The organism is Flavobacterium cupreum, assembly GCF_003996965.1.
Taxonomy (GTDB): Bacteria; Bacteroidota; Bacteroidia; order Flavobacteriales; family Flavobacteriaceae; genus Flavobacterium; species Flavobacterium cupreum.
Map to the genome: position 1 here is coordinate 315,303 of NZ_QWDM01000002.1, position 21,627 is coordinate 336,929.

General features: G+C 36.4%; 19 protein-coding genes and 2 pseudogenes. 8 read left to right on the forward strand and 13 right to left on the reverse strand.

Features of this window, described 5'->3' with window-relative positions:
* Positions 1-99: 99 nt before the first annotated feature.
* From D0817_RS03965 to D0817_RS26475, 5 genes and pseudogenes are all read right to left on the reverse strand, one after another.
* Positions 100-1,452 (reverse strand): DEAD/DEAH box helicase, encoded by a 1,353-nt coding sequence (locus D0817_RS03965; RefSeq protein ID WP_127337105.1) that lies wholly within the window; start codon positions 1,450-1,452, stop codon positions 100-102.
* Between the two features lie 177 nt (positions 1,453-1,629).
* Positions 1,630-2,394, reverse strand: coding sequence for a TIGR02757 family protein (locus tag D0817_RS03970; protein WP_127337106.1), 765 nt, complete (start codon positions 2,392-2,394; stop codon positions 1,630-1,632).
* An 84-nt stretch (positions 2,395-2,478) separates the two neighbouring features.
* Positions 2,479-4,080, reverse strand: coding sequence for an LIC_10190 family membrane protein (locus D0817_RS03975; RefSeq protein WP_127337107.1), 1,602 nt, complete (start codon positions 4,078-4,080; stop codon positions 2,479-2,481).
* 1 nt (position 4,081) lies between these two features.
* Positions 4,082-4,531, reverse strand: a pseudogene (locus tag D0817_RS26470) (ABC transporter ATP-binding protein); the annotation flags it as partial.
* Positions 4,532-4,744: 213 nt separating this feature from the next.
* A pseudogene (locus D0817_RS26475) lies at positions 4,745-4,960 on the reverse strand (ATP-binding cassette domain-containing protein); the annotation flags it as partial.
* A 168-nt stretch (positions 4,961-5,128) separates the two neighbouring features.
* Between D0817_RS26475 and D0817_RS03985 the strand changes: the two are divergent.
* A complete protein-coding gene (locus D0817_RS03985; RefSeq protein ID WP_127337109.1) occupies positions 5,129-5,416 on the forward strand; it encodes a hypothetical protein in 288 nt (95 codons plus the stop codon).
* Between the two features lie 7 nt (positions 5,417-5,423).
* On the opposite strand, the gene D0817_RS03990 is transcribed toward D0817_RS03985, so the two are convergent.
* From D0817_RS03990 to D0817_RS04015, 6 genes are all read right to left on the reverse strand, one after another.
* Positions 5,424-5,726 (reverse strand): DUF6787 family protein, encoded by a 303-nt coding sequence (locus tag D0817_RS03990; protein WP_127337110.1) that lies wholly within the window; start codon positions 5,724-5,726, stop codon positions 5,424-5,426.
* A gap of 32 nt (positions 5,727-5,758) precedes the next feature.
* The gene (locus D0817_RS03995) at positions 5,759-6,196 is read right to left on the reverse strand and encodes a DUF6146 family protein (protein ID WP_127337111.1); all 438 of its coding nucleotides are present in this window, start codon (positions 6,194-6,196) and stop codon (positions 5,759-5,761) included.
* Positions 6,197-6,440: 244 nt separating this feature from the next.
* A complete protein-coding gene (locus D0817_RS04000; protein ID WP_127337112.1) occupies positions 6,441-7,001 on the reverse strand; it encodes a DUF937 domain-containing protein in 561 nt (186 codons plus the stop codon).
* Positions 7,002-7,105: 104 nt separating this feature from the next.
* Positions 7,106-8,056 (reverse strand): D-2-hydroxyacid dehydrogenase, encoded by a 951-nt coding sequence (locus D0817_RS04005; protein ID WP_127337113.1) that lies wholly within the window; start codon positions 8,054-8,056, stop codon positions 7,106-7,108.
* A 183-nt stretch (positions 8,057-8,239) separates the two neighbouring features.
* Entirely contained in the window at positions 8,240-9,310 is a 1,071-nt protein-coding gene (serC, locus tag D0817_RS04010) for a 3-phosphoserine/phosphohydroxythreonine transaminase (RefSeq protein WP_127337114.1), read from the reverse strand.
* A 92-nt stretch (positions 9,311-9,402) separates the two neighbouring features.
* Positions 9,403-10,476, reverse strand: coding sequence for an acyl-CoA reductase (locus tag D0817_RS04015; RefSeq protein WP_127337115.1), 1,074 nt, complete (start codon positions 10,474-10,476; stop codon positions 9,403-9,405).
* Between the two features lie 158 nt (positions 10,477-10,634).
* Between D0817_RS04015 and D0817_RS04020 the strand changes: the two genes are divergently transcribed.
* Together D0817_RS04020 and D0817_RS04025 are read left to right on the forward strand one after the other, a co-directional pair.
* Positions 10,635-10,985, forward strand: coding sequence for a 4Fe-4S dicluster domain-containing protein (locus tag D0817_RS04020; RefSeq protein WP_127337116.1), 351 nt, complete (start codon positions 10,635-10,637; stop codon positions 10,983-10,985).
* A gap of 157 nt (positions 10,986-11,142) precedes the next feature.
* Positions 11,143-12,306, forward strand: coding sequence for a hypothetical protein (locus D0817_RS04025; RefSeq protein WP_127337117.1), 1,164 nt, complete (start codon positions 11,143-11,145; stop codon positions 12,304-12,306).
* Positions 12,307-12,335: 29 nt separating this feature from the next.
* Here the strand turns inward: D0817_RS04025 and D0817_RS04030 are convergent, their stop codons facing one another.
* Positions 12,336-13,082, reverse strand: a complete 747-nt coding sequence (locus D0817_RS04030) for a class I SAM-dependent DNA methyltransferase (RefSeq protein ID WP_127337118.1) — start codon at positions 13,080-13,082, stop codon at positions 12,336-12,338.
* An 82-nt stretch (positions 13,083-13,164) separates the two neighbouring features.
* Entirely contained in the window at positions 13,165-15,957 is a 2,793-nt protein-coding gene (locus tag D0817_RS04035; RefSeq protein ID WP_127337119.1) for a TonB-dependent receptor, read from the reverse strand.
* A 328-nt stretch (positions 15,958-16,285) separates the two neighbouring features.
* Here D0817_RS04035 and ychF point away from each other — a divergent pair, with 328 nt between their 5' ends.
* The 5 genes from ychF (at position 16,286) to pncB (ending at position 21,565) form a co-directional block, all read left to right on the forward strand.
* Entirely contained in the window at positions 16,286-17,380 is a 1,095-nt protein-coding gene (gene ychF / locus D0817_RS04040; protein ID WP_127337120.1) for a redox-regulated ATPase YchF, read from the forward strand.
* Between the two features lie 479 nt (positions 17,381-17,859).
* On the forward strand, positions 17,860-18,810 hold the full coding sequence (locus tag D0817_RS04045) for a YihY/virulence factor BrkB family protein (protein ID WP_127337121.1): 951 nt from the start codon (positions 17,860-17,862) through the stop codon (positions 18,808-18,810).
* A complete protein-coding gene (locus D0817_RS04050; protein WP_127337122.1) occupies positions 18,807-19,331 on the forward strand; it encodes an NADPH-dependent FMN reductase in 525 nt (174 codons plus the stop codon). Before D0817_RS04045 ends, D0817_RS04050 begins: the two co-directional genes overlap by 4 nt.
* Positions 19,332-19,334: 3 nt before the next feature.
* Positions 19,335-20,315, forward strand: a complete 981-nt coding sequence (locus D0817_RS04055; RefSeq protein WP_127337123.1) for a transglutaminase domain-containing protein — start codon at positions 19,335-19,337, stop codon at positions 20,313-20,315.
* Positions 20,316-20,389: 74 nt separating this feature from the next.
* Complete coding sequence (gene pncB / locus D0817_RS04060) at positions 20,390-21,565, forward strand: nicotinate phosphoribosyltransferase (RefSeq protein ID WP_127337124.1); 1,176 nt, start codon at positions 20,390-20,392, stop codon at positions 21,563-21,565.
* Positions 21,566-21,627: the final 62 nt, after the last annotated feature.

Sequence of the window (21,627 nt, forward strand, 5' to 3'; positions counted from 1 at the left end):
GCTCAAAATGAGAAATTAAGTTATAAATTTAATTTTTCATTTTGAGCCTTTTAATCTTAGTTCCTCAGCATCTTAGCTACTTAGCACCTTAAAAAAAAACTATTTATTCTTATCTTTTCTCTTCTTATCCCTCGTTTTCAGCATATTTCTGTTAACAGAACCATGCGTTTTCTTTTTGGTTTTGGAAGGACCTCCAAGGTTTACTTTTTTATTCTTTTTATCTTTTTCGTGGAAAGCACCATCTCCGTTAAGTTTTTGTTTTTTCATTAAAAACTTAATCGGCTGCTTGTCTTTTTCAGGTTCGATCAGCTTAGAGGAAATTTCTACTTCTTCAGGGAAATCAGCAATTGAAAGTTCCTGATTCATTAGGACTTCCACTTCGACTTTGAATTCTTCTTCACGTGGCGTGATAAAGCTAATGGCAGTTCCTGTAGCATCGGCACGACCGGTACGTCCAATTCGGTGCATGTATAATTCAGGGAATTCCGGAAGCTCAAAGTTGATAACATGCGAAATATTCGAAATATCAAGACCTCTCGCCATAATATCAGTCGTAATCAGTCCGCGAAGGTTTCCTTCCTGAAATTCAGCCATTGTACTCAAACGGTAATTTTGGGATTTATTGGAGTGAATTACCCCAAACTGACCTTCAAAATCTTCTTCGATACGGGTATGAAGCATATCTGAAATCTTTTTATTGTTCACAAAAACCAAAACACGTTCCATGCTTTCGTTTGTTTCCAATAAATGTTTCAGTAAGTTCACTTTGGTATTAAAGTTCGGAACATTATAGGTAATCTGCGTAATATTTTCAAGTGGAGTTCCTGAAGCGGCAAGTGTAACTTCTTCCGGAAAATCAAAAAAGTCATTCAGAACCGCATCGACTTCATCCGTCATTGTGGCGGAGAATAAGATGTTTTGACGTTTGGTTTTCATCATCGCCAAAAGTGCTGTCAATTGTGTACGGAAACCTAAATTCAGCATTTCATCAAACTCATCAATTACTAATTTTTGAGTTTCATCAAAACGAATTACGGCATCCAAAGCCAAATCCATCGTACGCCCGGGAGTTCCGACTAAAATATCAACTCCTTCGTAAACGGCTTTTTTCTGTGTATTGATATTGACACCACCAAAGATACCAAGTGTCTTAACCGACATGTATTTGGTTAATTTCTCTATTTCCTCTACTACCTGAACAACTAATTCACGGGTAGGAACGAGTACAACAATTTTTGGCGTATTGGTTGGCGTAAATTTATATAATTTTAAAAGAGGCAGTAAATAGGCGAATGTTTTACCGGTACCGGTCTGTGCAATTCCCATCATATCGCGACCTGACATAATCACAGCAAAGGATTTTTCCTGAATTGGAGTTGGTGTAACAAAACCCAATTCGTCGATTGCTTTTTGTAGTGATTTTGGAAGATTGAATTTTTCGAAAGTGCTCATTTACATTAAATTTTGTGCAAATGTACGTTAAAATGATGGTTTTTTTGTTGATTTTCTATTTATATAGCATTTTGCTGCTCTGAGCGAAGTCGAAGAGCATGCGAATTGTAACCGGGCTTCGACTTCGCTCAGCCTGACATTCGCTGAAATTAACCTTACGGATGAAAGGAGAAAATATTAAAATCCTTCGAAAACACCAAGTCCAAAAAGGGCAAAATCGTATTTTACAGGGTCTTGGGCATCCATTTCCCTTAGCTTTTGGTCTAATTCAGCCAAAGCTTTTCCATCATTTTGTTTTCGGGTCAAAATGCCCAGCTTTCGGGCAACATTACCGGAATGAACGTCTAAAGGGCAGGATAGGGCTGCTGATGAAATAGTTTTCCAGATTCCCAGGTCAACTCCTTTTGTGTCCTGACGTACCATCCAGCGCAGGTACATGTTGATTCTTTTGGCAGCTGAATTGTTTAGGGGATCCGAAATGTGTTTTTGAGTTCTCGGAAGGTGATCTGTTTCAAAAAAGATCTTTTTAAATTCATGAATGCTTTTCTGCAGGCTGTCATTTTCCTGGTTTTTGGCAAAAACAGCTTCAAGGCCATCGTGATTTTTATAAATGTGCTGCAATCCTTTTACAAAACCTGCGAAATCATTTCCGTTGAAGGTCCTGTGAACAAAATTTTCGAGTCGTGCCAAATCTTCATCAGAATGCGACATGATAAAATCGTATGGCGCATTGCCCATTAATTCCATCATGCTATGCGAGTTTTTAATAATCATTTTACGATTTCCCCAGGCAATAGTCGCGCTCAGAAAACCGGCAATTTCGATGTCTTCTTTTTGAGTAAACAAATGCGGAATCTGTACGGGATCGCTTTCAATAAAATCCTGATTGTTGTATTGAATGACTTTTTCGTCTAAAAAATCCTTAAGCTCAGTTTGATTCATTTGATATGTTTTTGGCGTAAAAGCCGTCTTTTAAATTAGTGGTCCGCATTTGAGGTATTATTTTATAGTAAACCTCAAAATACTTTAGCTGGTCTTTGTTGACACAAGGTAATTTTCCGTCTCCCGTTCCCCAGAAAAAAGTATTGTGTATAGGGATTGGTATTGCAGGTTACCATTTTTCATACTTTGATAATCGAGGTCGAATTTGCTGTTTTGATGCGGAAAAATTATTTCGTTTACAGAAAAGGTACTGTTGTTTTTTAAATGAACATTGGTGGTAAGCACACTCAAATTAAAAGGTATCATCAGGATTGTTATTAAAATACCGGTAGCGAAGTAGAGAGAAATAACAATTTTTTGTTGTGAATGGAGTAGTGTGGCTGCAATTAGAAAAGTAAATAATAATATAGCATTCATAAAAAAGCGATACTGTGGAGACGATAGAAACAATACGATCATTTGAAAAAACAATATTGTGTAAAGGATCCAAAAAGGTTTTTTATTGAAAAACTTAAAGATAAAAACCGGAGTAATGATAAGAAGGACTAAAACTAATGTATTGAACAAGCCATGTAATCCCGGTCTGAAAATCCATATTTTAAAAATTTCAAAGATTCCCAAACTGTCAAATTGAGTTTCCGTTAGTGAAAAAGCCGCTGTCTTGGTTTCATCATAATAAAAATGAGCCATGGCAGACGGAATCTGAAAATCAAAAGAAAATGGACTGGCTAGCGCAGGAAATAAAGGATAACCACTAATGATAGTATTTTTTATGAGAAAAAGAACTAAAACCACAAGGCCGATGAACGCTGGTTTTGCAAATTTGGGAAGTAGAACTTTATAACCTTTGACGAATAAAACCAACGGAATTAAGACAAGAACAATAGAAGTTGTCTTTATAAATACAGCAAAGAAAACGAGTATGGTAATGAGATTAAATGTCTCAGTATCCGGATTTTCATAGCTTTCAATGAACTTAAAAAAGAGAATCAGCGATAAAATATAAATGGGTAAATCAGGAGACGGTGTGCTGATAAAAGAAAAGAAAAAGATATTCGCCAAAGGCAACAGCCCAATAATGAGATGATTGCTTTCTTTGTTTTTGAAATATGTATTAAGATGAGGAAAAGCAAAGATATTGCCCAATAAAAGAAAAAATCCGCTTAGGTCATTAAAATTGGGATACAAGAAAGAAAAGCTGAATGCACTTTGAGCAATATGCCAGCCGCTGGTTTGTGCTAAGAAAATATGCAGATTGGCAAGTCCTTTTACAAAACCATATTCGTTTATCCATTTTATGGTTTGGATGTAATAGGATTCATTATCGATTATATAGGGAATTGAGGCACATTGGGACAAAATTAAAAGTGTGGTACTAAATAATATTGCTTTTAAGGAAAGTGTCAGAGCCTGTAATTCCTGAAAAAGCAATTTGTAAATGAGGTGAATTTCACTTTTAAACCTAACATAAATTCCAATATTGAGAACTAAATAAAAAAGATGAAATTCGATATTAATTCTCCCGAAAATTGCCCAGAAACCGGCAAGGAGCGTAGTGGTAAAAAGGCCAAGAATGGAGTAAATAACAAAATTTGAATTCTTTATTTCGGCTATTTTACCGGTATAAAAACCAATATTTATGGTGGTGAAAACCATATAAATCCAGCTTAAAAGAATTAAAATCATTTTAAGATAATATTTGTCCGTCTGACATGATAAGTTTTCGGTCGGCCATATTGGCTAATTCTTCGTTGTGTGTAACGATCACGAAAGTCTGACCGAATTCGTCGCGAAGCTGAAAAAACAACTGGTGCAGGTTTTCGGCAGAAAGGGTATCCAGGTTTCCGGAAGGTTCATCCGCAAAGATAACGTCAGGTTTATTGATGAGGGCTCTTGCAACAGCAACACGCTGCTGTTCCCCACCTGAAAGTTCGTTGGGCTTGTGATGGATACGATGCGATAATCCTAAATATTCTAAAATCCTTTTGGCCTCTTTTTCGGTTTCTGCTTTTGGTTTATTCGCCATGAAAGCAGGGATACAAACATTTTCCAACGCTGTGAATTCAGGCAATAATTGGTGAAACTGAAAAATAAATCCCAAATTCAAGTTTCTGAAACCGGATAATATTTTGTCTTGTTTGCTTTTTTTCTTAAAGTAATTTCTATAAAAAACAGCTGCTAAAAGCAAAGGCAAAAATAAAACGGCAATTGTAACTTGTCCGAAAAGATCATTTTCTATTTTATTTCTGAAAAACAATAAAAAGATTATTAATAAGAAAGTGTAAATACTTGTGATCCAGGTGATAATCTTAAAAGTTTTTTCCGCTTTGGCATTGTCGGTTTCTACACCCTGCAGTTCCAAAATGTTCTGGCCATTTATGGATAAGGATGAGGCTGTATTTACCTCCGGTTTGTCAAGTGTTCCTAAAATTTGCAGTAACGTTGTTTTTCCGGCTCCCGATGCGCCAACGATCGAAACAATTTCTCCTTTTTTAATATGCAAATTGACTCCTTTTAAAACTTCAAGCTGATCGTAGAATTTATGTATATTTTTTGCGTGTATCATTTATGAAACTGTTTTTACAAAGAAACAAAGATTCTGCTGAAATCGTAAGCTGTTCTAACAGAATTTTGGGAACAATATTTGATTGTAGGTTACGGACAATTTGTAAATGAAAAATATCTGATCTTTAACAAGTTGATTATTAAATAAAATAGCACTAAATTTAGAAATATGAAAGAAGAAATAATGGTAAAAGACGAAAGAACGAAAAAGCTGCTGTTGGGTTTGCTTTTTGATGCAATGGGAATGTTAACTTTTACAATTCCTCTGGTCGGGGAATTTGCCGATGTGGTCTGGGCACCGCTTGCCGGTTTTTTAATGTCGTATATGTACAAGGGACGCGTGGGGAGAGTAGCAGGTATTTTGACTTTTGTAGAAGAAATTCTGCCCTTTACCGATGTAATTCCGTCATTTACACTGACGTGGCTTTATACGTATTACATCCAGAGAAAGAGATAAAAATTATTTACTCTTTAAATAAAAATCCCAGACCCATACTTTTGAGCATTTTCTTTTCAAAGTTCCAAAAGAAACGGAACTGGCCGAAAATAGTTCCTATTGCTACCAGTAAAACCTGATAGATAGGGAAAATAATAATCAGTCTGATTAGGGTAAACCATCCGCCAAAATCTTCTTTGGTGATTCCCAGCCAGACACAAAAAGGCTTGGATAAATAGGCTGATGCCGATCCGGTGATGGCAAAAACAATAAATATAATAATGAGTTGGAAGTTTGAGGTGATTCCCCAGCGTTGCTTTAATTTATTCATTTTTATTTGTAATGATTACAAATATAATAACATTATCTGGAAGGAACATAACCCCAAAGTTTTTGTTTGTAAGTATTTTGAAAATAAATCATATAATTGTAAATGAGGTAATTTACCTCGTACCCGTAATTGATTGCAGGGTTATAATTAATATTCATTTCATATAAACCAGGATTGTAACGTTGTGGCTGCAAAACACGGTTGTTCCATTCGTTTATGTATAAAATATTTTTCGACTCCAGAAAGCTTTGCGAGTGATAATTTCGCGGATAAGCCCTTGAAGCCAGCCAGGTGCTAAAACCGTTGTCAATAATAATCACTTCGTATTCCAGAGAGTCATTGGCAATGCGTACCGTATCGTTTAATGCTACCCCATTATTTACTTTTACCGGCTCGCTTACATTGGTTTTGGCCGTGGAGCAGGCTATAATGGTACCTAAAATGACAAGGATGTAAACGAAGTTTTTCATGACTTTTAATTTGAATCTAAAGTTACGGAAAAAAAAGGTACTGAGGTACTAAGTTTTTGAGTTGCAAAGGTGCAAAGGGACAAAGGTTCAGAGGTTCAGAGGTACAAAAGTTAAGAGGTACAAAGACTGAGTGTTAAAAATAATAAAGCTGTTTGTCTTAGACAGACAGCTTTATATGTTTTGAAAATCGCAGAGAAAACCTTTGAACCTTTGTCCCTTTGTACCTCTGAACCCTAAAAAAAACCTATCTTCCAAGCAACTTCCCAATAAAGCCGGCGATGCCTCCTTTGGTTTTAGTGATTACGATGACATCGGCTACGTCCACTTTTCCGTCTGCGTTTTGGTCCAGGCCAAATTGCATTGCGTATTTAGAAATCGTGTCCATAATCCCGGCTGCCTGGCCGCTGTTTCCGGCAATGGCTGAAATGATATCTGAAATCTGAAAACTGCTGTCGTTTGGATCTTTTGCTTTATTGACCAGTGAATTCAATACCTGTGGAATGATACTGGAGGCAACACCTGAAGAATCAGCAGTGCTTAATCCGAATTTTTCACCAAGACTACCTGTCAGTTGCTGCGTTATTTGCTGCACAACCGGATTAGAGTTGTCTATTGGAGTACTTCCGTTAAATAAGCCGGCCAACTGTTCTGCACCGCCTTCTGAAGCAATTTTCTTTAGTCCTGTAAAAATGGAGTTACCGGCTTCGGCAACTACAGCTTCATTATGTTCGTTTGGAACCGCGCTGTTATTGACCACAGCATCGCCTCCGTATTGTTGCACTAATTGTGTTAATTGTTCAAACATGATTTGGATTTTTTAAATTGGTAACTTCAAATTTAATAAAAAAAGAAAAGGGATTTATTAAACAATGTTAATAAATCCCTCTTAAGATATTTGATTACAGTTAATTAGCTCAGCAAAGTAATGATTTGTGAAGCTAACTCAGTACCAATTCTGTCTTGTGCTTCACCTGTTGCAGCTCCGATATGTGGTGTCAATGAAATTTTAGGGTGCATTAAGATTGTCATTTCCGGTTTTGGTTCACTTTCAAAAACATCCAGTCCTGCAAATGCCACCTTTCCTGAATCTAACGCTTTTACCAGTGCCACTTCGTCAATTACGCCGCCACGGGCACAATTTACGATTCCGACACCGTCTTTCATGATTTCAAATTCCTTCTCTCCAATGATATAACCATTCTGAGCAGGAACGTGTAATGTAATGAAATCAGCTTCCTTAAATAAAGATTCTAATGATTGCGAAACGATTGTTGTTGTAATAGACTGACCGTCAAAAAACTCCACTTTTATATCGACTGTAGGAATGTAACTATCCGCAGCGATTACCTTCATACCTAAACCAAGTGCCATTTTTGCCGTAGCCTGACCAATACGTCCGATACCCACAATTCCAAGCGTTTTTCCTCTTAATTCAATACCGTTTGCATAGGCTTTTTTCAAACCGTCAAAGTTTGAATCTCCTTCAAGAGGCATATTTCTGTTCGAATCATGTAAAAATCGAACACCTGAAAATAAGTGTCCAAATACCAGCTCAGCAACAGATTCTGATGAGGAAGCCGGTGTATTAATTACGTGAATTCCTTTGCTTTTTGCATAATCAACATCGATATTATCCATACCAACACCACCACGGCCAATGATTTTAAGCCCCGGGCAGGCATCAATAATATCTTTACGAACTTTAGTCGCACTACGCACTAAAACTACGCTTACATTGTTTTCGTTTACAAAATTAGCCACTTGTTCCTGTGCCACTTTTGTTGTTATAACTTCAAACCCACCTTTTTCTAAAGCTAGAATTCCACTTTTTGAAATTCCGTCATTGGCTAATACTTTCATTATGTATTTATTTGTTTATTTGGTTAATTGGTTAATCGTTACGATTTAGGGAATTAACTTGTGTTATAATTTTTTCTTTTTGATGAGGAGGTTAGTTTCGGTCTCAGTCTCAGTTTTCAGTCCCGGTCTCAGTCTCGGTTTTCGGTTAGTTTAGAACTGAAAACTGAGACTGAAAACTGCAAACTAAACTTTAGACTCCAAAGCTTTCATCACATCCACTAATACCTGAACACTTTCGATCGGCATGGCATTGTAGATAGAAGCTCTGTAACCGCCAACAGAACGGTGTCCCGGCAATCCTGAGATATTGGCTTCTTTCCAGAGTGCATCAAAAGTTGCAGCGTGATCCGGATTGTTCAGTAAGAAAGTAACGTTCATTTTAGAACGGTCTTCTACTGCAGCAGCGCCTTTGAATAATGGGTTTCTGTCGATTTCAGCGTAAATTAAATCCGCCTTCGCATCATTTAATTTTTCGATTGCTGCAACACCACCATTACTTTTAATCCATTGCATGGTTAATAAAGAAACGTAAACTGCAAAAACAGGAGGCGTATTGTACATACTTTCTGCTTTGATGTGTTTGGCATAGTCCAACATGCTTGGAATAGTTCTTCCGCTTTTCTCCAGGATTTCTTCTTTTACAACAACTAAAGTCGTTCCTGCAGGTCCCATATTTTTTTGGGCTCCGGCATAGATTAAATCGAATTGGGAGAAATCTAAATTACGTGAAAAAATATCAGAACTCATATCGCAAACAACGGGAATAGTAGTTGTTGGGAATTCTTTCATCTGAGTTCCGAAAATAGTATTGTTACTGGTACAGTGAAAATAATCTGCATCAGCCGGTATTTCGTATCCTTTTGGAATATGATTGTAATTTTCTTCTTTTGAAGTAGCTACGACAACAGTTTCTCCAAAGTTTTTAGCTTCTTTGATGGCAGCTGTTGCCCAGGTTCCTGAATCTAAGTAAGCGGCTTTTCCGTTTTCTTTCATCAGGTTGTATGGAGCCATTAAGAATGCAGTACTGGCACCACCTTGTAAAAATAAAGCCTGGTATCCTTTCCCTTCAAGTCCTAATAATTCTAAAGCAAGCGATCGGGCTTCATCCATTACAGCAACAAAATCTTTGCTTCTGTGCGAAATTTCAAGGATAGAAAGTCCTGAATCATTGAAATTTAAAATGGCTTTTGATGCTTTCTCAAAAACTTCCTGTGGTAAAATACTTGGTCCTGCGCTGTAGTTGTGTTTTTTCATGATATAGTTAATAGACGAAAATTTTAGAAACGCAAATTTCGGCAATAGGAGCTGAAAAAGCGATAAATTATTCGAAATAATTAAACAATTTTTTACTTTGTTGTTAACAAAAACGTTATAGTATCTACGTTATCTGCATAATCCCACAATTGCGGATTTTGGGTCTGTCCGAAGGGAATAATGTTTTTGCCGGAATCGCTGCTGACCATACACTGAATTTGTTCAGCATCAGCTGCAAGGCGTTTTTCGAGCTCTTCGCGATTTTCGTAAAATTCATAGAAAACACTCGAAATAGGAGAGGCGTAACTGGAGTCCTCTTTAAGAGTCAGAAAGCCATTGTCGAGTAATTTGAAATTGCTCATTAGAAATACCGCTTTATTATAGTCGTAATTGTTAGCGTATTTTTCGTAGTGAATAACGTCCTGATATTTGAAAATAGCTTCAAAAAAAGCATCAAATTTATAACCTTTAGGAACAAAAAGTTTCGAGACATTGCGACAGCCCAATCCGAAATACCTGAAAATATCTTCTCCTAAATTTTCCAGTTGTTCTTTGGTTTCATTTCCGTCTAAAACGGCAACCGAATTTCTGTTTTTACGGATAATCGAAGGCTTGTCTTTGAAATAATATTCAAAATAACGTGCTGTATTATTACTTCCGGTAGCGATTACGGTATCGAAATTTTCTAATTTTCCTTCTGCAAAAGTGATTTTATTCGAAAATTCAGGATTAACGGCAATGATGTATCTGGCTAAAAAAGGCAGCAAATGCTGATCATTTGACGATGTTTTTACGATTGCGTTATTTCCGGTTATTAATACGGATAAAAAATCATGAAAACCAACCAAAGGAATATTTCCGGCCAGAATCAGCGCCACATTTTTCGTGTGTTCTTTATTCTGATCCGGCTCAAGGGAGTAGCCGGAGAGCCATTTCGTGATGTTTTCTTCGGTTAAAGCGTCTGCCCAGGACTGAAGTGCAAAATATACCTGTTCAGGAGTATACCATCCATTATGAGATTGCGATAAATGAATCAGCTTTTCGAAATCATCAAAAAATAAATCGTTGTGTAAAACATCCGATTTTTTAGTTGTATTGTTTTCAGAAAATTGGTTTAAGAATTTCCCTAATTCAACAAAAACACTTTTTTTTGTTTCTAATGTCATAATGTTTGTTTATGAATAGTTTTGATTGTAATTTTGCACAAAAATAAGTTTTTTTAGCGTTAAGCGGTAAGCTTTATGCAATAAGCTTTAATTTTTGAAAAATAATATTTTAGAAATAGCTTAAAGCCTAAAACTTAAAGCATAAAATAATATAAAAGATGGCAATAATTATAACCGACGAATGTATTAACTGCGGAGCTTGTGAACCGGAATGCCCAAATACAGCAATTTATGAAGGAGCTGATGACTGGAGATATAAAGATGGAACAGCCCTTTCAGGAAAAATAATCTTACCGGACGGAACTGAAGTGGATGCAGATGATGCGCAAACTCCAATTTCTGATGAAGTATATTATATCGTTCCGGGAAAATGTACGGAATGTAAAGGTTTCCATGATGAGCCTCAATGTGCTGCCGTATGTCCTGTAGATTGTTGTGTGCCGGATGATAATCACGTGGAAGATGAAGAAACGTTGCTGGAGCGTCAGGCGTTTCTGCATAACGAATAATAGCTGATATAATCGATAAATAAAAGAACCTGAGTAGTTTAACTCAGGTTTTTTTATGCCTCAATCTGTAAGTATTTCTTATTAAATTGGGATTTAATGTTTTATTTTTGTTAATTTGATTGATTTTTTAACAATTGTTTGATAATATAACCAGCCTATGAAGGGACTAATAATTTTGTTTGTTGTATTTCTCAGTGAAGGTATCTTTGCTCAGAGTACAGAATATTCTATTGTTGTAAAGGATATAGAAACACAGCTTCCTATTGAGAATGCAACTATTGTAATTATGAAAACCAAACAAATTTTATTAAGCAATGAAGATGGTAAAGTGACCTTTATCTTAACCGGAGGCTCGAATGTTCAGGTTTCTGAAACCAATTATGAGAATTTAACCATTCGCTGGGCAAGTTTAAAAGAAAATGAATTTACGGTTTATTTAAAAAGTAAAGACAATAAGCTCGATGAAATTGTGCTGTCTAAGGAATCTCCCCAGAAAATCCTCCGGAAAATTGTCCTGAATTCACGCACAAAACTAGCGATGCCACATCGTTTAAAAGTGTATGTAAGGGAATTTTTTATGCTGAACAATAAATATTCTTACTACAACGACGGACTTGTGAATTTTCAGTTTGGCGTGAGCCAGAAAAAAGTTTCCACCACTTTATTGGTAGAACAAAACCGTTCTTATGGTTTGCTCGAAACCGATATCAGCGCTGATTTAAAAGGATATAACCTGAATGATATCATGGAAAATTATTCTAATCTGAGCTATTTTGATCCGATTTTAAATTCCAAAGCTAAAAAAGAATACGATTTTATAACCAAAGGGCATCCGACAAATAAAGATTATTATGTGATGAATATTACACCTTTGGATAAATCTAAAATTGCGGTTGATAATTTTGAAATTATTTATGATCCTTTAAAAAAGATAATATTGGAGTATTCCATTATCGTCACTCCGGGAACCTTAGCCGCAACAGTAGATAAAGCTGCTGTTGGCTCCAAGAATGTGACCCGGTCAACAGTAAAAGTAAATTACAGGCTCGATGGTCCCGATTATTACGTCCTGAGTTCGAATGAAGAAATCGCGTATGATCTCGTTTTGAAAGATCAGGTCAAAAATATTCAGGTTCGCAATAATTTTATCACGACCAATTTCAATAAACAGAAATTTACATACAGTCAAAGTGATGTTTTTAAAGACAAGACACTTTTTAATAAAAAGAATAAAGTCCTGACCAATTACTGGAATATTTCGGGATTTACGCCTACTGATGAAGAAAAGATATTAATAGATTCCTTAGAATTTAAGATGTAAAAAAACCTGACTTGCAAGTCAGGTTTTTTTTATGGTTTTTTCTTTGCTACAATAACATAGGTATCGTAGGCATAGGTTTTTCTGTCGATCGTTTTTAGTATTTCAAAATTATTGAGGTACAGGAAAAGTTCTATTTCATTAAGAGTGAAAACGCGCACGGTTGAAAAATCATTTTCAATAATTTCTTTTTTGCCATTGACAACAGTGTAATATTCGGCACTCCAGTCCAACATAAAATTTTCCAGGGAATTATTTACGTCCCAATGGCTATCTCTCTTGTAATTCACATTTTCGTACACTGCCTCGTGTGTGATCAGTACGTTTTCCGTGATGAAAGGAATAAAGCGATTCGCGTCGATAAAATCAAAAATTATAATACCATTATCCCGGGTATTTTTGTAAAGTGCATCAAAAGTTCTGTTGATATCGCTGTTGGTGATGAGATAGCTGGTAGATCTTCCTGTAATTAAAATAGCATCCACCGGATTTTCAAGTTTGAAATCGCGCATATCACCTTGTATAAAAGAACAATTTTTGTTTCGTTCCTTAGCGATTTCGATCATACTTTCGCTGTAATCAAGACCCTGATAATTTTGTTTGTTTTCGTCGAATCGTTTGGCCAGGTTTCCGGTACCGCTGCCTATTTCTAAAATAGACGAACAGTTATTTTCCTGAAGGAGGTTATTATAAAAAGCATACTCTTCGTCATAATTGACAAAAGTCTGGTACATCGCATCGTAAATCGCGGCCATTTTGCCGTCGTATAAATTTGCCATAACAATTAATTTTTAAGTATAAAATTATAAAAAAAGGGCTGTCCTAAGACAACCCTTTCCAATTATTTGAACCAAGCTGAGCTTAGAATTTATAGTTTAATGATAAGTTAAACATAGTTCCTAACTGGCTGAAATGGAATCCATCATACGTCATTCTTGAATAACGTTGGTTAAAAGTAATTAAGTTTGAAGGTGAATTTGTTACGGCTTCGCTGCCATTCAAAATATTATTACCTGTTTCAGAACCTTTTACAAACTTCCATTCCGGCATAACGTTAAATAAATTATTTATGTTTGCTGCAATCGTTAATCTTTCGGTAGCACTAAAATTAATACCTAAGTCTGTAACAATTTTTGGGATAAATTCAGTTCTTAAATCAGGATGACCGTCAATATTACCTCTTCCTTCTGCTATAGAACCGGTAATTGGTGCTCCATTTGCATCATAATTTGCGGGATTATAGTCAAGATAAGTTTTCTCCAAATTCTGAAGTCCGTCCTGAGCAAATTGTGTTTTTCCAAAATAAGTGTTATTAAGAGAAAAACCAAATTTACCAATTTCGTAATTTATTCCTAAAATCCATTTTGTGTCAGGTCTTGAAGTGAAAGTCAAAGCCTCTAATATGTCTCCAAAACTATTGTTAGTTACAGGAGAAATTCTTTCATTTTCCAAAGTAATATTTCCGGACACATTGAATCCTAATTTACCCTCACCAATTCCGATATTATTATAACCTGCTACAATATCTAAACCAGAAGTTCTGGAATCAAATGAGTTAGAGAACCAGGCTACATTTCCGAAATCTGTATCTTGTCTGTCTCCCAAAACGATTCTGTCTTCTACTTTAATGTTGTAATAATCAACAGTTATATTAAAGTTTCTAAAAGGTTTGGCACCAATACCAACAGTAACGTTAGTTGATTTTTCAGGATCTAAAGAAGGAATTCCCAATTGACGTGCCTGAGGAGAAACGTTATTTATAATTCCGCTAATTTGTATCCCTTGTCCGGCTACAAATGAATATTGTGATTTTTGAGTATAAATCTGGTGTAAAGTCGGAGCTCGGAAACCAGTTGATACAGATCCTCTTAAAGTAATTTTGTCATCAAGAAATTTATATCTTGTACTTGCTTTCCAAACCGTTGCTCCACCAAAATCGCTATATTCTTCGTGACGAACCGTTCCGTTTATTAAAAAGTCTTTTGTGATATCAAAAGCAACGTCTAAATAAACACCTACATTATATCTGTTCCATTTTCCGGAATTTTCAGGTCTGTTTCCTGCAAAAGAGTCAGCGCCGGTTCCTTCCCATGAAGCTTTATCTCCTTCCATAACAGTAAAATATTCAGATCTGAATTCAGTTCCAAAACCAATACTGATCTGATCTGATACAATCTTAGAAACATCGATGTTTCCAACCACATGATTAAATGATGTTCCGCCTGGTTTAAACGAAATAGGGCTGTTTTCTCTGTATACAGGTGTTTCTACAGGAAGTCCGGTAACGGGATCGATGCTGGTAGTAGTAATATCAGTAGATCTGTTTACTGAATTATTTACGGAATAAACTTGTTTGTTACCTCCAACAGTTACACTTGCGTCTGTATTCCATCCGTTTTTCACGTTTTTGAAACCAAGTGTTCCGTTATAATCCGTTAAATCTCCTTCAAAAGTAGGCCCGTATCCATCGTAGGAAGGATTGGCATCATCACCGTTTCCGAAGAAATCATTAAGATAAGGATCATCGGATAGTGGTCTCCAATACGGAGTTCTGAAATTGGCAAATGATTTTACTTTTTTGTAAACGTAAGCAGCATTATAATACAATTTTGTATTATCACTGATGTCGTTTCCTCCATTAATTAAGAATTTTGCAGCAGCTGTTTCCGGGGAACCATTAATGTTTTTGGCATCAGGATGTCTGGCAAGAAATGACTGAACATTTGCAAGTGTAGCACCAAAATCTGCGGCTTCACCGGCTGCATCAACATTTCCGGGTCTGTTGGCTAAATTTACTTTAGAAAAATCTATTGTATAATTCAGAAAGCCTTTTTCACCAACTGTTGTTCCCTGGTTTAAACTTACCCCCAGCATTTCTCCGTCTCCTTCAGAAGTAATCCCACTTCTTACGGTTACTGATCCGTCAGTTGCATTTTTTTTCAAAATAATATTCATTACCCCGGCAATCGCATCAGAACCGTATTGGGCAGAAGCTCCGTCACGAAGAATCTCTACTCTTTCGATCGCGTCTGTCGGGATGGCAGAAATATCTGCACCGGTTTCACCACGTCCCGGAGAAGTCTGCACATAAAGCAAAGAACTTAAGTTTTTACGCTTACCATTAATAAGGATTAAAGTTCTGCTTGGTCCCATGTTTCTGATTTCATACGGATCCAGTAATGAGGTAGCATCATTTACAGGAGTTTGTACTGTATTAAAAGAGGGGATTTTGTATTGCAGCGCCTTGTCAAATGTGGCTTGCCCGGTGGAAGTTAAATCCTTGGAGGATAAAACGTCAATTGGCAATGCGGTTGTCGTATTACTTCTTGCGGCTGTTCTGGACCCTGTCACAACGACTTCGTCAAGATTTTGTCCGCCTTCTTCAGATAAAGCAACATCAATTTGAGAGGCGTTAGCCAGCCTGGTAACGCTGTTGTAGCCTACATAAGTGAAAATTAGGGATGCGCCTTCTTTTACTGTTATTTTATATGATCCGTCAATATCGGTGGATACACCGTTGGTAGTTCCTTTTTCGACAATGTTCACTCCAGGCAGAGGGGTACCTGTATTGTCTTTTACTACACCTGATACTTGCTGTTGTGCAAAAATGATGACGGTGTTAAAGAGAAATAATAGTAATGCAATTTTTTTCATAGTTAATCTTTTTTGGTTAATCTTATTATTGGTTTGTTAAATATTGAGATAAAAGTAGGTTTATTTAACAAAAGATTAATAAAAAGTTTAATTTTTTTTAAGAATTATCGTAAAAAAACATATATCGTCATTTTTTGTACAGTTACGAGCTATTAAATCTTATATTTGCAAAATTTTAGCGTTAAAATGTAGCATTTTGACAAAATTTAAAGGATAACAAAAAATAAGGATAATACGATTAAATCAGCACTAAGCAATTGTGCTATAGCTCAATAAAATTGGTAGCTGAGGCGGTCAAAGTCAACTAAAAAAACAAATTTATCTACAGATGAAAGCAGGAATTGTAGGATTGCCAAATGTTGGAAAATCAACATTATTTAATTGTTTGTCTAATGCAAAAGCGCAAAGTGCAAACTTTCCGTTTTGTACTATCGAACCTAATATTGGTGTGGTAAACGTTCCGGATCCGCGAATCAACAAATTAGAAGAATTGGTAAAACCAGAGCGTGTACAAATGGCAACTGTTGATATTGTAGATATCGCAGGTTTGGTAAAAGGTGCCAGTAAAGGCGAAGGTCTTGGAAACCAATTTTTAGGAAACATTAGAGAGTGTAATGCTATTATTCACGTGTTGCGTTGTTTTGATAATGATAATATCGTTCACGTTGACGGAAATGTAAATCCGATTCGTGACAAGGAAACAATTGATATTGAACTTCAGTTGAAAGATCTGGAAACTGTTGAAAAACGTTTGGAGAAAGTAAACCGTGCCGCCAAAACCGGAAATAAAGAAGCACAAACTGAAAAAGGACTTTTAGACAGGATCAGAGAGTCTTTATTACAGGCTAAATCGGCTCGTACTGTTGTGCCTCAGGGGAATGATGAGGAAGTTTTAATGGAATCTTTTCAGCTGATTACTGCAAAACCGGTATTATATGTTTGTAATGTGGATGAAAATTCAGCCGTAAACGGAAACAAATATGTAGATCAGGTTCGTGAACTGGTAAAAGATGAAGATGCTGAAGTAATCATCCTTTCAGTAGGAGCAGAGGCTGATATTACCGAATTAGAAAGCTACGAAGAGCGTCAGGTTTTTCTTGAAGACATGGGATTAACAGAGCCGGGAGCATCCGTTTTAATTCGTGCCGCTTATAAATTATTAAAACAACAAACGTACTTTACCGCTGGTGTAAAAGAAGTTCGTGCCTGGACCATCAATATTGGAGCTACAGCACCACAGGCTGCCGGAGTGATCCATACTGATTTCGAGAAAGGTTTTATCCGTGCGGAGGTAATTTCATACGAAGATTACGTTCAATACGGTTCAGAAGCAAAAGCAAAAGAAGCAGGAAAATTCAAAGTAGAAGGAAAAGAATATGTTGTAAAAGATGGTGATGTAATGCATTTCCGTTTTAACGTTTAGTTTTTTTTAGAATATAGAATATAGAATATAGAGTAAAGAGAATAGATAGGGCTGCTGGAGAGATTCAGCAGTTTTTTTATGCACAACTGTCAGGCCGAGAGTTCCGATTGTCCGGCTGAGCGGAGTCGAAGCCATTCAAAGGTTGGCAAGCCTTCGACTACGCTCAGGGTGACAACTTTTTATAAAGAACTATAAGTGTCCCATTGTCCGGCTGAGCGGAGTCGAAGCCCTTTTTAGTTTTTCGAGCCTTCGAGTCAGCTCAGGGTGACAGCTTTTTATCAAGAACTATAAGTGTCCGATTGTCCGGGTGAGCGTAGTCGAAGCCCTTCAAAGGTTGGCAAGCCTTCGACTACGCTCAGGTGACAGTCTTTTCTTAAGGACATAACATGGTAAAAATGTAAAATTTCCAAAAAAAGCAAGAATTCAGATTTTTTAATTATTGCTTAAATTTGAGACACTATCTAAAAATAAGAACTATCGTGAAAGTTAAAAATTTATTGTCCAAATCCTGGTTTCTTATCAAGAACGCCTTCTTAGAATTTAATGATGATAATGCGATTAAACTTAGTGCTGCGTTGTCCTATTACACCATATTTGCCTTGCCGCCCTTATTGATTATCATTATCACTATCTGCGGTTTTTTCTTTGGTGAAGATGCCGTAACGGGACAATTGTACGGACAAATTAACGGCATGGTAGGGAACGGTGCCGCAATTCAGATTCAGGAAGCGATAAAAAATGTACAGTTATCAGGAAACAACGTCTTCGCCACCACATTTGGAATTGTGATGCTGTTAATCGGTGCCTCCGGGGTTTTTGCGGAAATACAGAGTTCCATCAATTTTATTTGGGGACTTCGCGCAAAACCGGATAAAGGTGTTAAAAAATTCATTCAGAATCGTCTGATGTCTTTTTCGATGATTGCATCAGTTGGTTTTTTAATGCTGGTGAGTCTTTTTGTAAATACAACGCTCGATTTGGTAAGCACACGACTAAAAATGTACTTTCCCGAAAGCACGGTTTATTTATTTTATGTAGTCAATATTTTTATTGTACTGGGAAGTATCACACTTCTCTTTACCATTATTTTCAGAACATTACCCGATGGAAAAATACGATGGAAAGACGCCTTTATAGGTTCAACCGTTACGGCAGTTCTTTTTATGATTGGTAAATTTGCAATAGGCTTTTATTTGGGAAGCTCGACAGTTGCCTCTGTGTATGGTGCTGCAGGCTCTGTAATAATTATTCTGGTTTGGGTGTATTATTCGGCAATTATTCTGTATTTTGGAGCAGAATTTACAAAGGTATATGCAAAATCATACGGAGGTAAAATTTATCCGAATGAATACTCTGTAGAAATCAAAAAAGAAATTTTTGAGCTTGACGAATCGGGCAAAAAAGAACCGGTAAAAAAAGAAAAAATATGAAAATTATAGCCTTTGGAGGAAGTAACAGCAGACATTCTATCAACAAAAAATTAGCGACTTATGCTGCTGGTTTATTTGAAAATGCAGAAGTTGAAGTTTTGGATTTAAACGATTACGCAATGCCTTTATTCAGTGTTGATCTGGAAAAAGAAATCGGTCAGCACGAAATCGCAAAAGCATTTCTGAAAAAAATTGAAGGAGCTGATATTCTGGTAATTTCATTAGCCGAAAATAATGCCAGCTATTCAACTGCTTTCAAAAATATTTTTGACTGGAGTTCCAGAATTATAAAAGACGTTTTTCAGCAAAAACCAATGTTATTACTGGCTACTTCGCCCGGAGCAAGAGGCGGTGCATCAGTTTTAGAAACCGCCAATAATGCCTTGCCAAGATATGGTGCGCAAATAAAGGGAACTTTTTCGCTGCCGGCATTTAATGCTAATTTTGATTTAGAGGAGAATAAAATCTCAAATACCGAGTTAGATAAAGAATTAAAAGATATTATTAAGTCTAGTTTTTAACCGATGACGATAAAAAAGATTACTTTCCTGTTTCTTTTCCTGAGTTTTATTTTTCTGCATTCCGCTTACCCGCAAAAGTATAATGACGTTGATAAAATAGTTTTAAAATACCCAAAACGTTTCAACTCTACGGAAGATTTAGCAAAAAGGATTCAGAAGGATTTTACTTCGGAAGAGGATAAAGCACGTGCTATTTACAGCTGGATTGCTTTTAATGTAAAATACGATTATGCATCGTTTTTAAATCCTCCGCGAACGCAGGGATTCAGTTATTCCACAGAGGCCGAAAAACAAAGAAAGATACAGCAGCTGAACGATAAACTGGTTCAGAAGGCATTTACTGCCCAAAAAGCAGTTTGTGAAGGATTTACAGCTTTGTATCAGCATTTGGCCGGATTAACCGGATTAAAATGTGAAATAATAAAGGGAGATTCGAAAACCAGATTAGATGATATTGGCCGAAAAGATACCTCTTCCAATCATGCCTGGAATATCGTTCTGATTGGCAAAAAATGGATACTCGTAGATGTCACCTGGGGACAGGGATATTATGACAGCAGTAAAAGAAGAATGGTAAATGACTTTGCACCCATTTATTTCGACACTGATCCTGATTACTTTTTTCAGAAACATTTTCCCGATTCCGGAACTTATCTGGGACAAAAATTAAGTAAGGATGATTTTCTGAACGGTCCGCTGATTTATAACATTACAATCGAAGGAGATCATAAAATCATGGAACCGAATTCCGGTCTTATTGAAGTCAAAAATGGCGAAAATGTTACTTTCAGGATAAAAAACATTTCGAAAACAGACCAGTTTTTTTATCTGAACAAAAAGAACCAGCCTGTCAGAATTGATAATGCAAAAGAAAGAAAGGGCAGCCTGGAATTTCAGGTCACGTTTGATAAAAATATAGGACAGTTTATTACTTTTTACCTTGGTGAAAGCAGTATTGTTTCTTTTAAAGTGATCATGAAGTAATTAACAGAGTCTCAATTTTCTTCTTTTACTGAATTGGCGTACCTTAGCGGGGAGCGATTTGAAAAATGAATAGTATGGAAACGACATTTCTGAAATCAATTTTAGATAATGATTTCTATAAATTTACGATGCAGCATGCCGTGATCCGGCTTTTCCCAAAAGCAAAAGTACGTTATGGTTTTATCAATCGCGGAAAACATGTTTTTCCGCCGGGCTTTGCTGAATTACTTCGAAAATCAGTTGATGCCATGGCAGATTTGCGATTGACAAAAGAAGAAAAACGTTACCTCTCACATCATTGCCCTTATCTTGATCCTACTTATCTGGATTTTCTGCAAGGTTACGCTTATGATCCGTCCGAAGTTGAAATAACACAGGAAGGATCAGAAATAAAAGTGACTATTGAAGGTTTCTGGTACCGCACCATTTTATGGGAAGTGCCTTTGATGGCCTTAATTTCGGAACTTTTTTACAAAGCAAATCATTTGATTCGTTTAAATGATGAAGCCATTAAAAGTCATACAAAAGACAAAATCGACAACTACAATAAACTCGGTGTCCCTGTTTTGGAATTTGGCACCAGGCGCCGCCATTCTTATAATGTACATGTTTTAATCAATGAAACTTTAAATGCTTTCGGTAACCAAAGTTTCATCGGAACCAGTAATGTACATTTTGCCATGGTCAACAATAAACGTCCGCTGGGCAACCATGCGCACGAATGGTTTATGTTTCATGCCGCGCAATACGGTTTCAAAATGGCCAATTTTATGAGTCTGGAACACTGGACGCAAGTCTACGGTGGAGATCTCGGAATTGCACTGACAGATACTTATACCACTGATATATTTTTCAACCAATTTGATAAAAAATACTCCAAACTTTTTGATGGCGTTCGGCACGACAGCGGTGATCCGGTAGAATTTGCTAAAAAAGTGATTGCACATTACAACAAAATGGGAATCGATCCCAAATCAAAAAGCATCGTTTTTTCGGATTCACTCAATTTCGATAAAGTAAAAATCATATCCGATTTTTGTAAAGATAAAATCAGGATGTCTTTTGGAATCGGTACCAATTTTACCAATGATGTGGGCCTGCCGCCAATGAATATGGTCATCAAATTAACCGAAACCAAACCTGACAATGTGCACTGGCAGGGAGTCGTGAAACTTTCAGACGAAAAAAATAAAAATACGGGAACGCCCGAAATGATTGATTTGGCAAAACAAGTTCTCGGAATCAGGTAGTGTTTTTTTGTTTTAAAATTGATTTCTTATGCTTTTAAAGCTTCTATTTTTTTAAAATCAAT

What these genes read in the sequence shown, in the direction of transcription:
- D0817_RS03965 (WP_127337105.1), bottom strand. Translation starts at nt 1,452, where the DNA reads ATGAGCACTTTCGAAAAATTCAATCTTCCAAAATCACTACAAAAAGCA.
- D0817_RS03970 (WP_127337106.1), bottom strand. Translation starts at nt 2,394, where the DNA reads ATGAATCAAACTGAGCTTAAGGATTTTTTAGACGAAAAAGTCATTCAA.
- D0817_RS03975 (WP_127337107.1), bottom strand. Translation starts at nt 4,080, where the DNA reads ATGATTTTAATTCTTTTAAGCTGGATTTATATGGTTTTCACCACCATA.
- D0817_RS03985 (WP_127337109.1), top strand. Translation starts at nt 5,129, where the DNA reads ATGAAAGAAGAAATAATGGTAAAAGACGAAAGAACGAAAAAGCTGCTG.
- D0817_RS03990 (WP_127337110.1), bottom strand. Translation starts at nt 5,726, where the DNA reads ATGAATAAATTAAAGCAACGCTGGGGAATCACCTCAAACTTCCAACTC.
- D0817_RS03995 (WP_127337111.1), bottom strand. Translation starts at nt 6,196, where the DNA reads ATGAAAAACTTCGTTTACATCCTTGTCATTTTAGGTACCATTATAGCC.
- D0817_RS04000 (WP_127337112.1), bottom strand. Translation starts at nt 7,001, where the DNA reads ATGTTTGAACAATTAACACAATTAGTGCAACAATACGGAGGCGATGCT.
- D0817_RS04005 (WP_127337113.1), bottom strand. Translation starts at nt 8,056, where the DNA reads ATGAAAGTATTAGCCAATGACGGAATTTCAAAAAGTGGAATTCTAGCT.
- serC (WP_127337114.1), bottom strand. Translation starts at nt 9,310, where the DNA reads ATGAAAAAACACAACTACAGCGCAGGACCAAGTATTTTACCACAGGAA.
- D0817_RS04015 (WP_127337115.1), bottom strand. Translation starts at nt 10,476, where the DNA reads ATGACATTAGAAACAAAAAAAAGTGTTTTTGTTGAATTAGGGAAATTC.
- D0817_RS04020 (WP_127337116.1), top strand. Translation starts at nt 10,635, where the DNA reads ATGGCAATAATTATAACCGACGAATGTATTAACTGCGGAGCTTGTGAA.
- D0817_RS04025 (WP_127337117.1), top strand. Translation starts at nt 11,143, where the DNA reads ATGAAGGGACTAATAATTTTGTTTGTTGTATTTCTCAGTGAAGGTATC.
- D0817_RS04030 (WP_127337118.1), bottom strand. Translation starts at nt 13,082, where the DNA reads ATGGCAAATTTATACGACGGCAAAATGGCCGCGATTTACGATGCGATG.
- D0817_RS04035 (WP_127337119.1), bottom strand. Translation starts at nt 15,957, where the DNA reads ATGAAAAAAATTGCATTACTATTATTTCTCTTTAACACCGTCATCATT.
- ychF (WP_127337120.1), top strand. Translation starts at nt 16,286, where the DNA reads ATGAAAGCAGGAATTGTAGGATTGCCAAATGTTGGAAAATCAACATTA.
- D0817_RS04050 (WP_127337122.1), top strand. Translation starts at nt 18,807, where the DNA reads ATGAAAATTATAGCCTTTGGAGGAAGTAACAGCAGACATTCTATCAAC.
- D0817_RS04055 (WP_127337123.1), top strand. Translation starts at nt 19,335, where the DNA reads ATGACGATAAAAAAGATTACTTTCCTGTTTCTTTTCCTGAGTTTTATT.
- pncB (WP_127337124.1), top strand. Translation starts at nt 20,390, where the DNA reads ATGGAAACGACATTTCTGAAATCAATTTTAGATAATGATTTCTATAAA.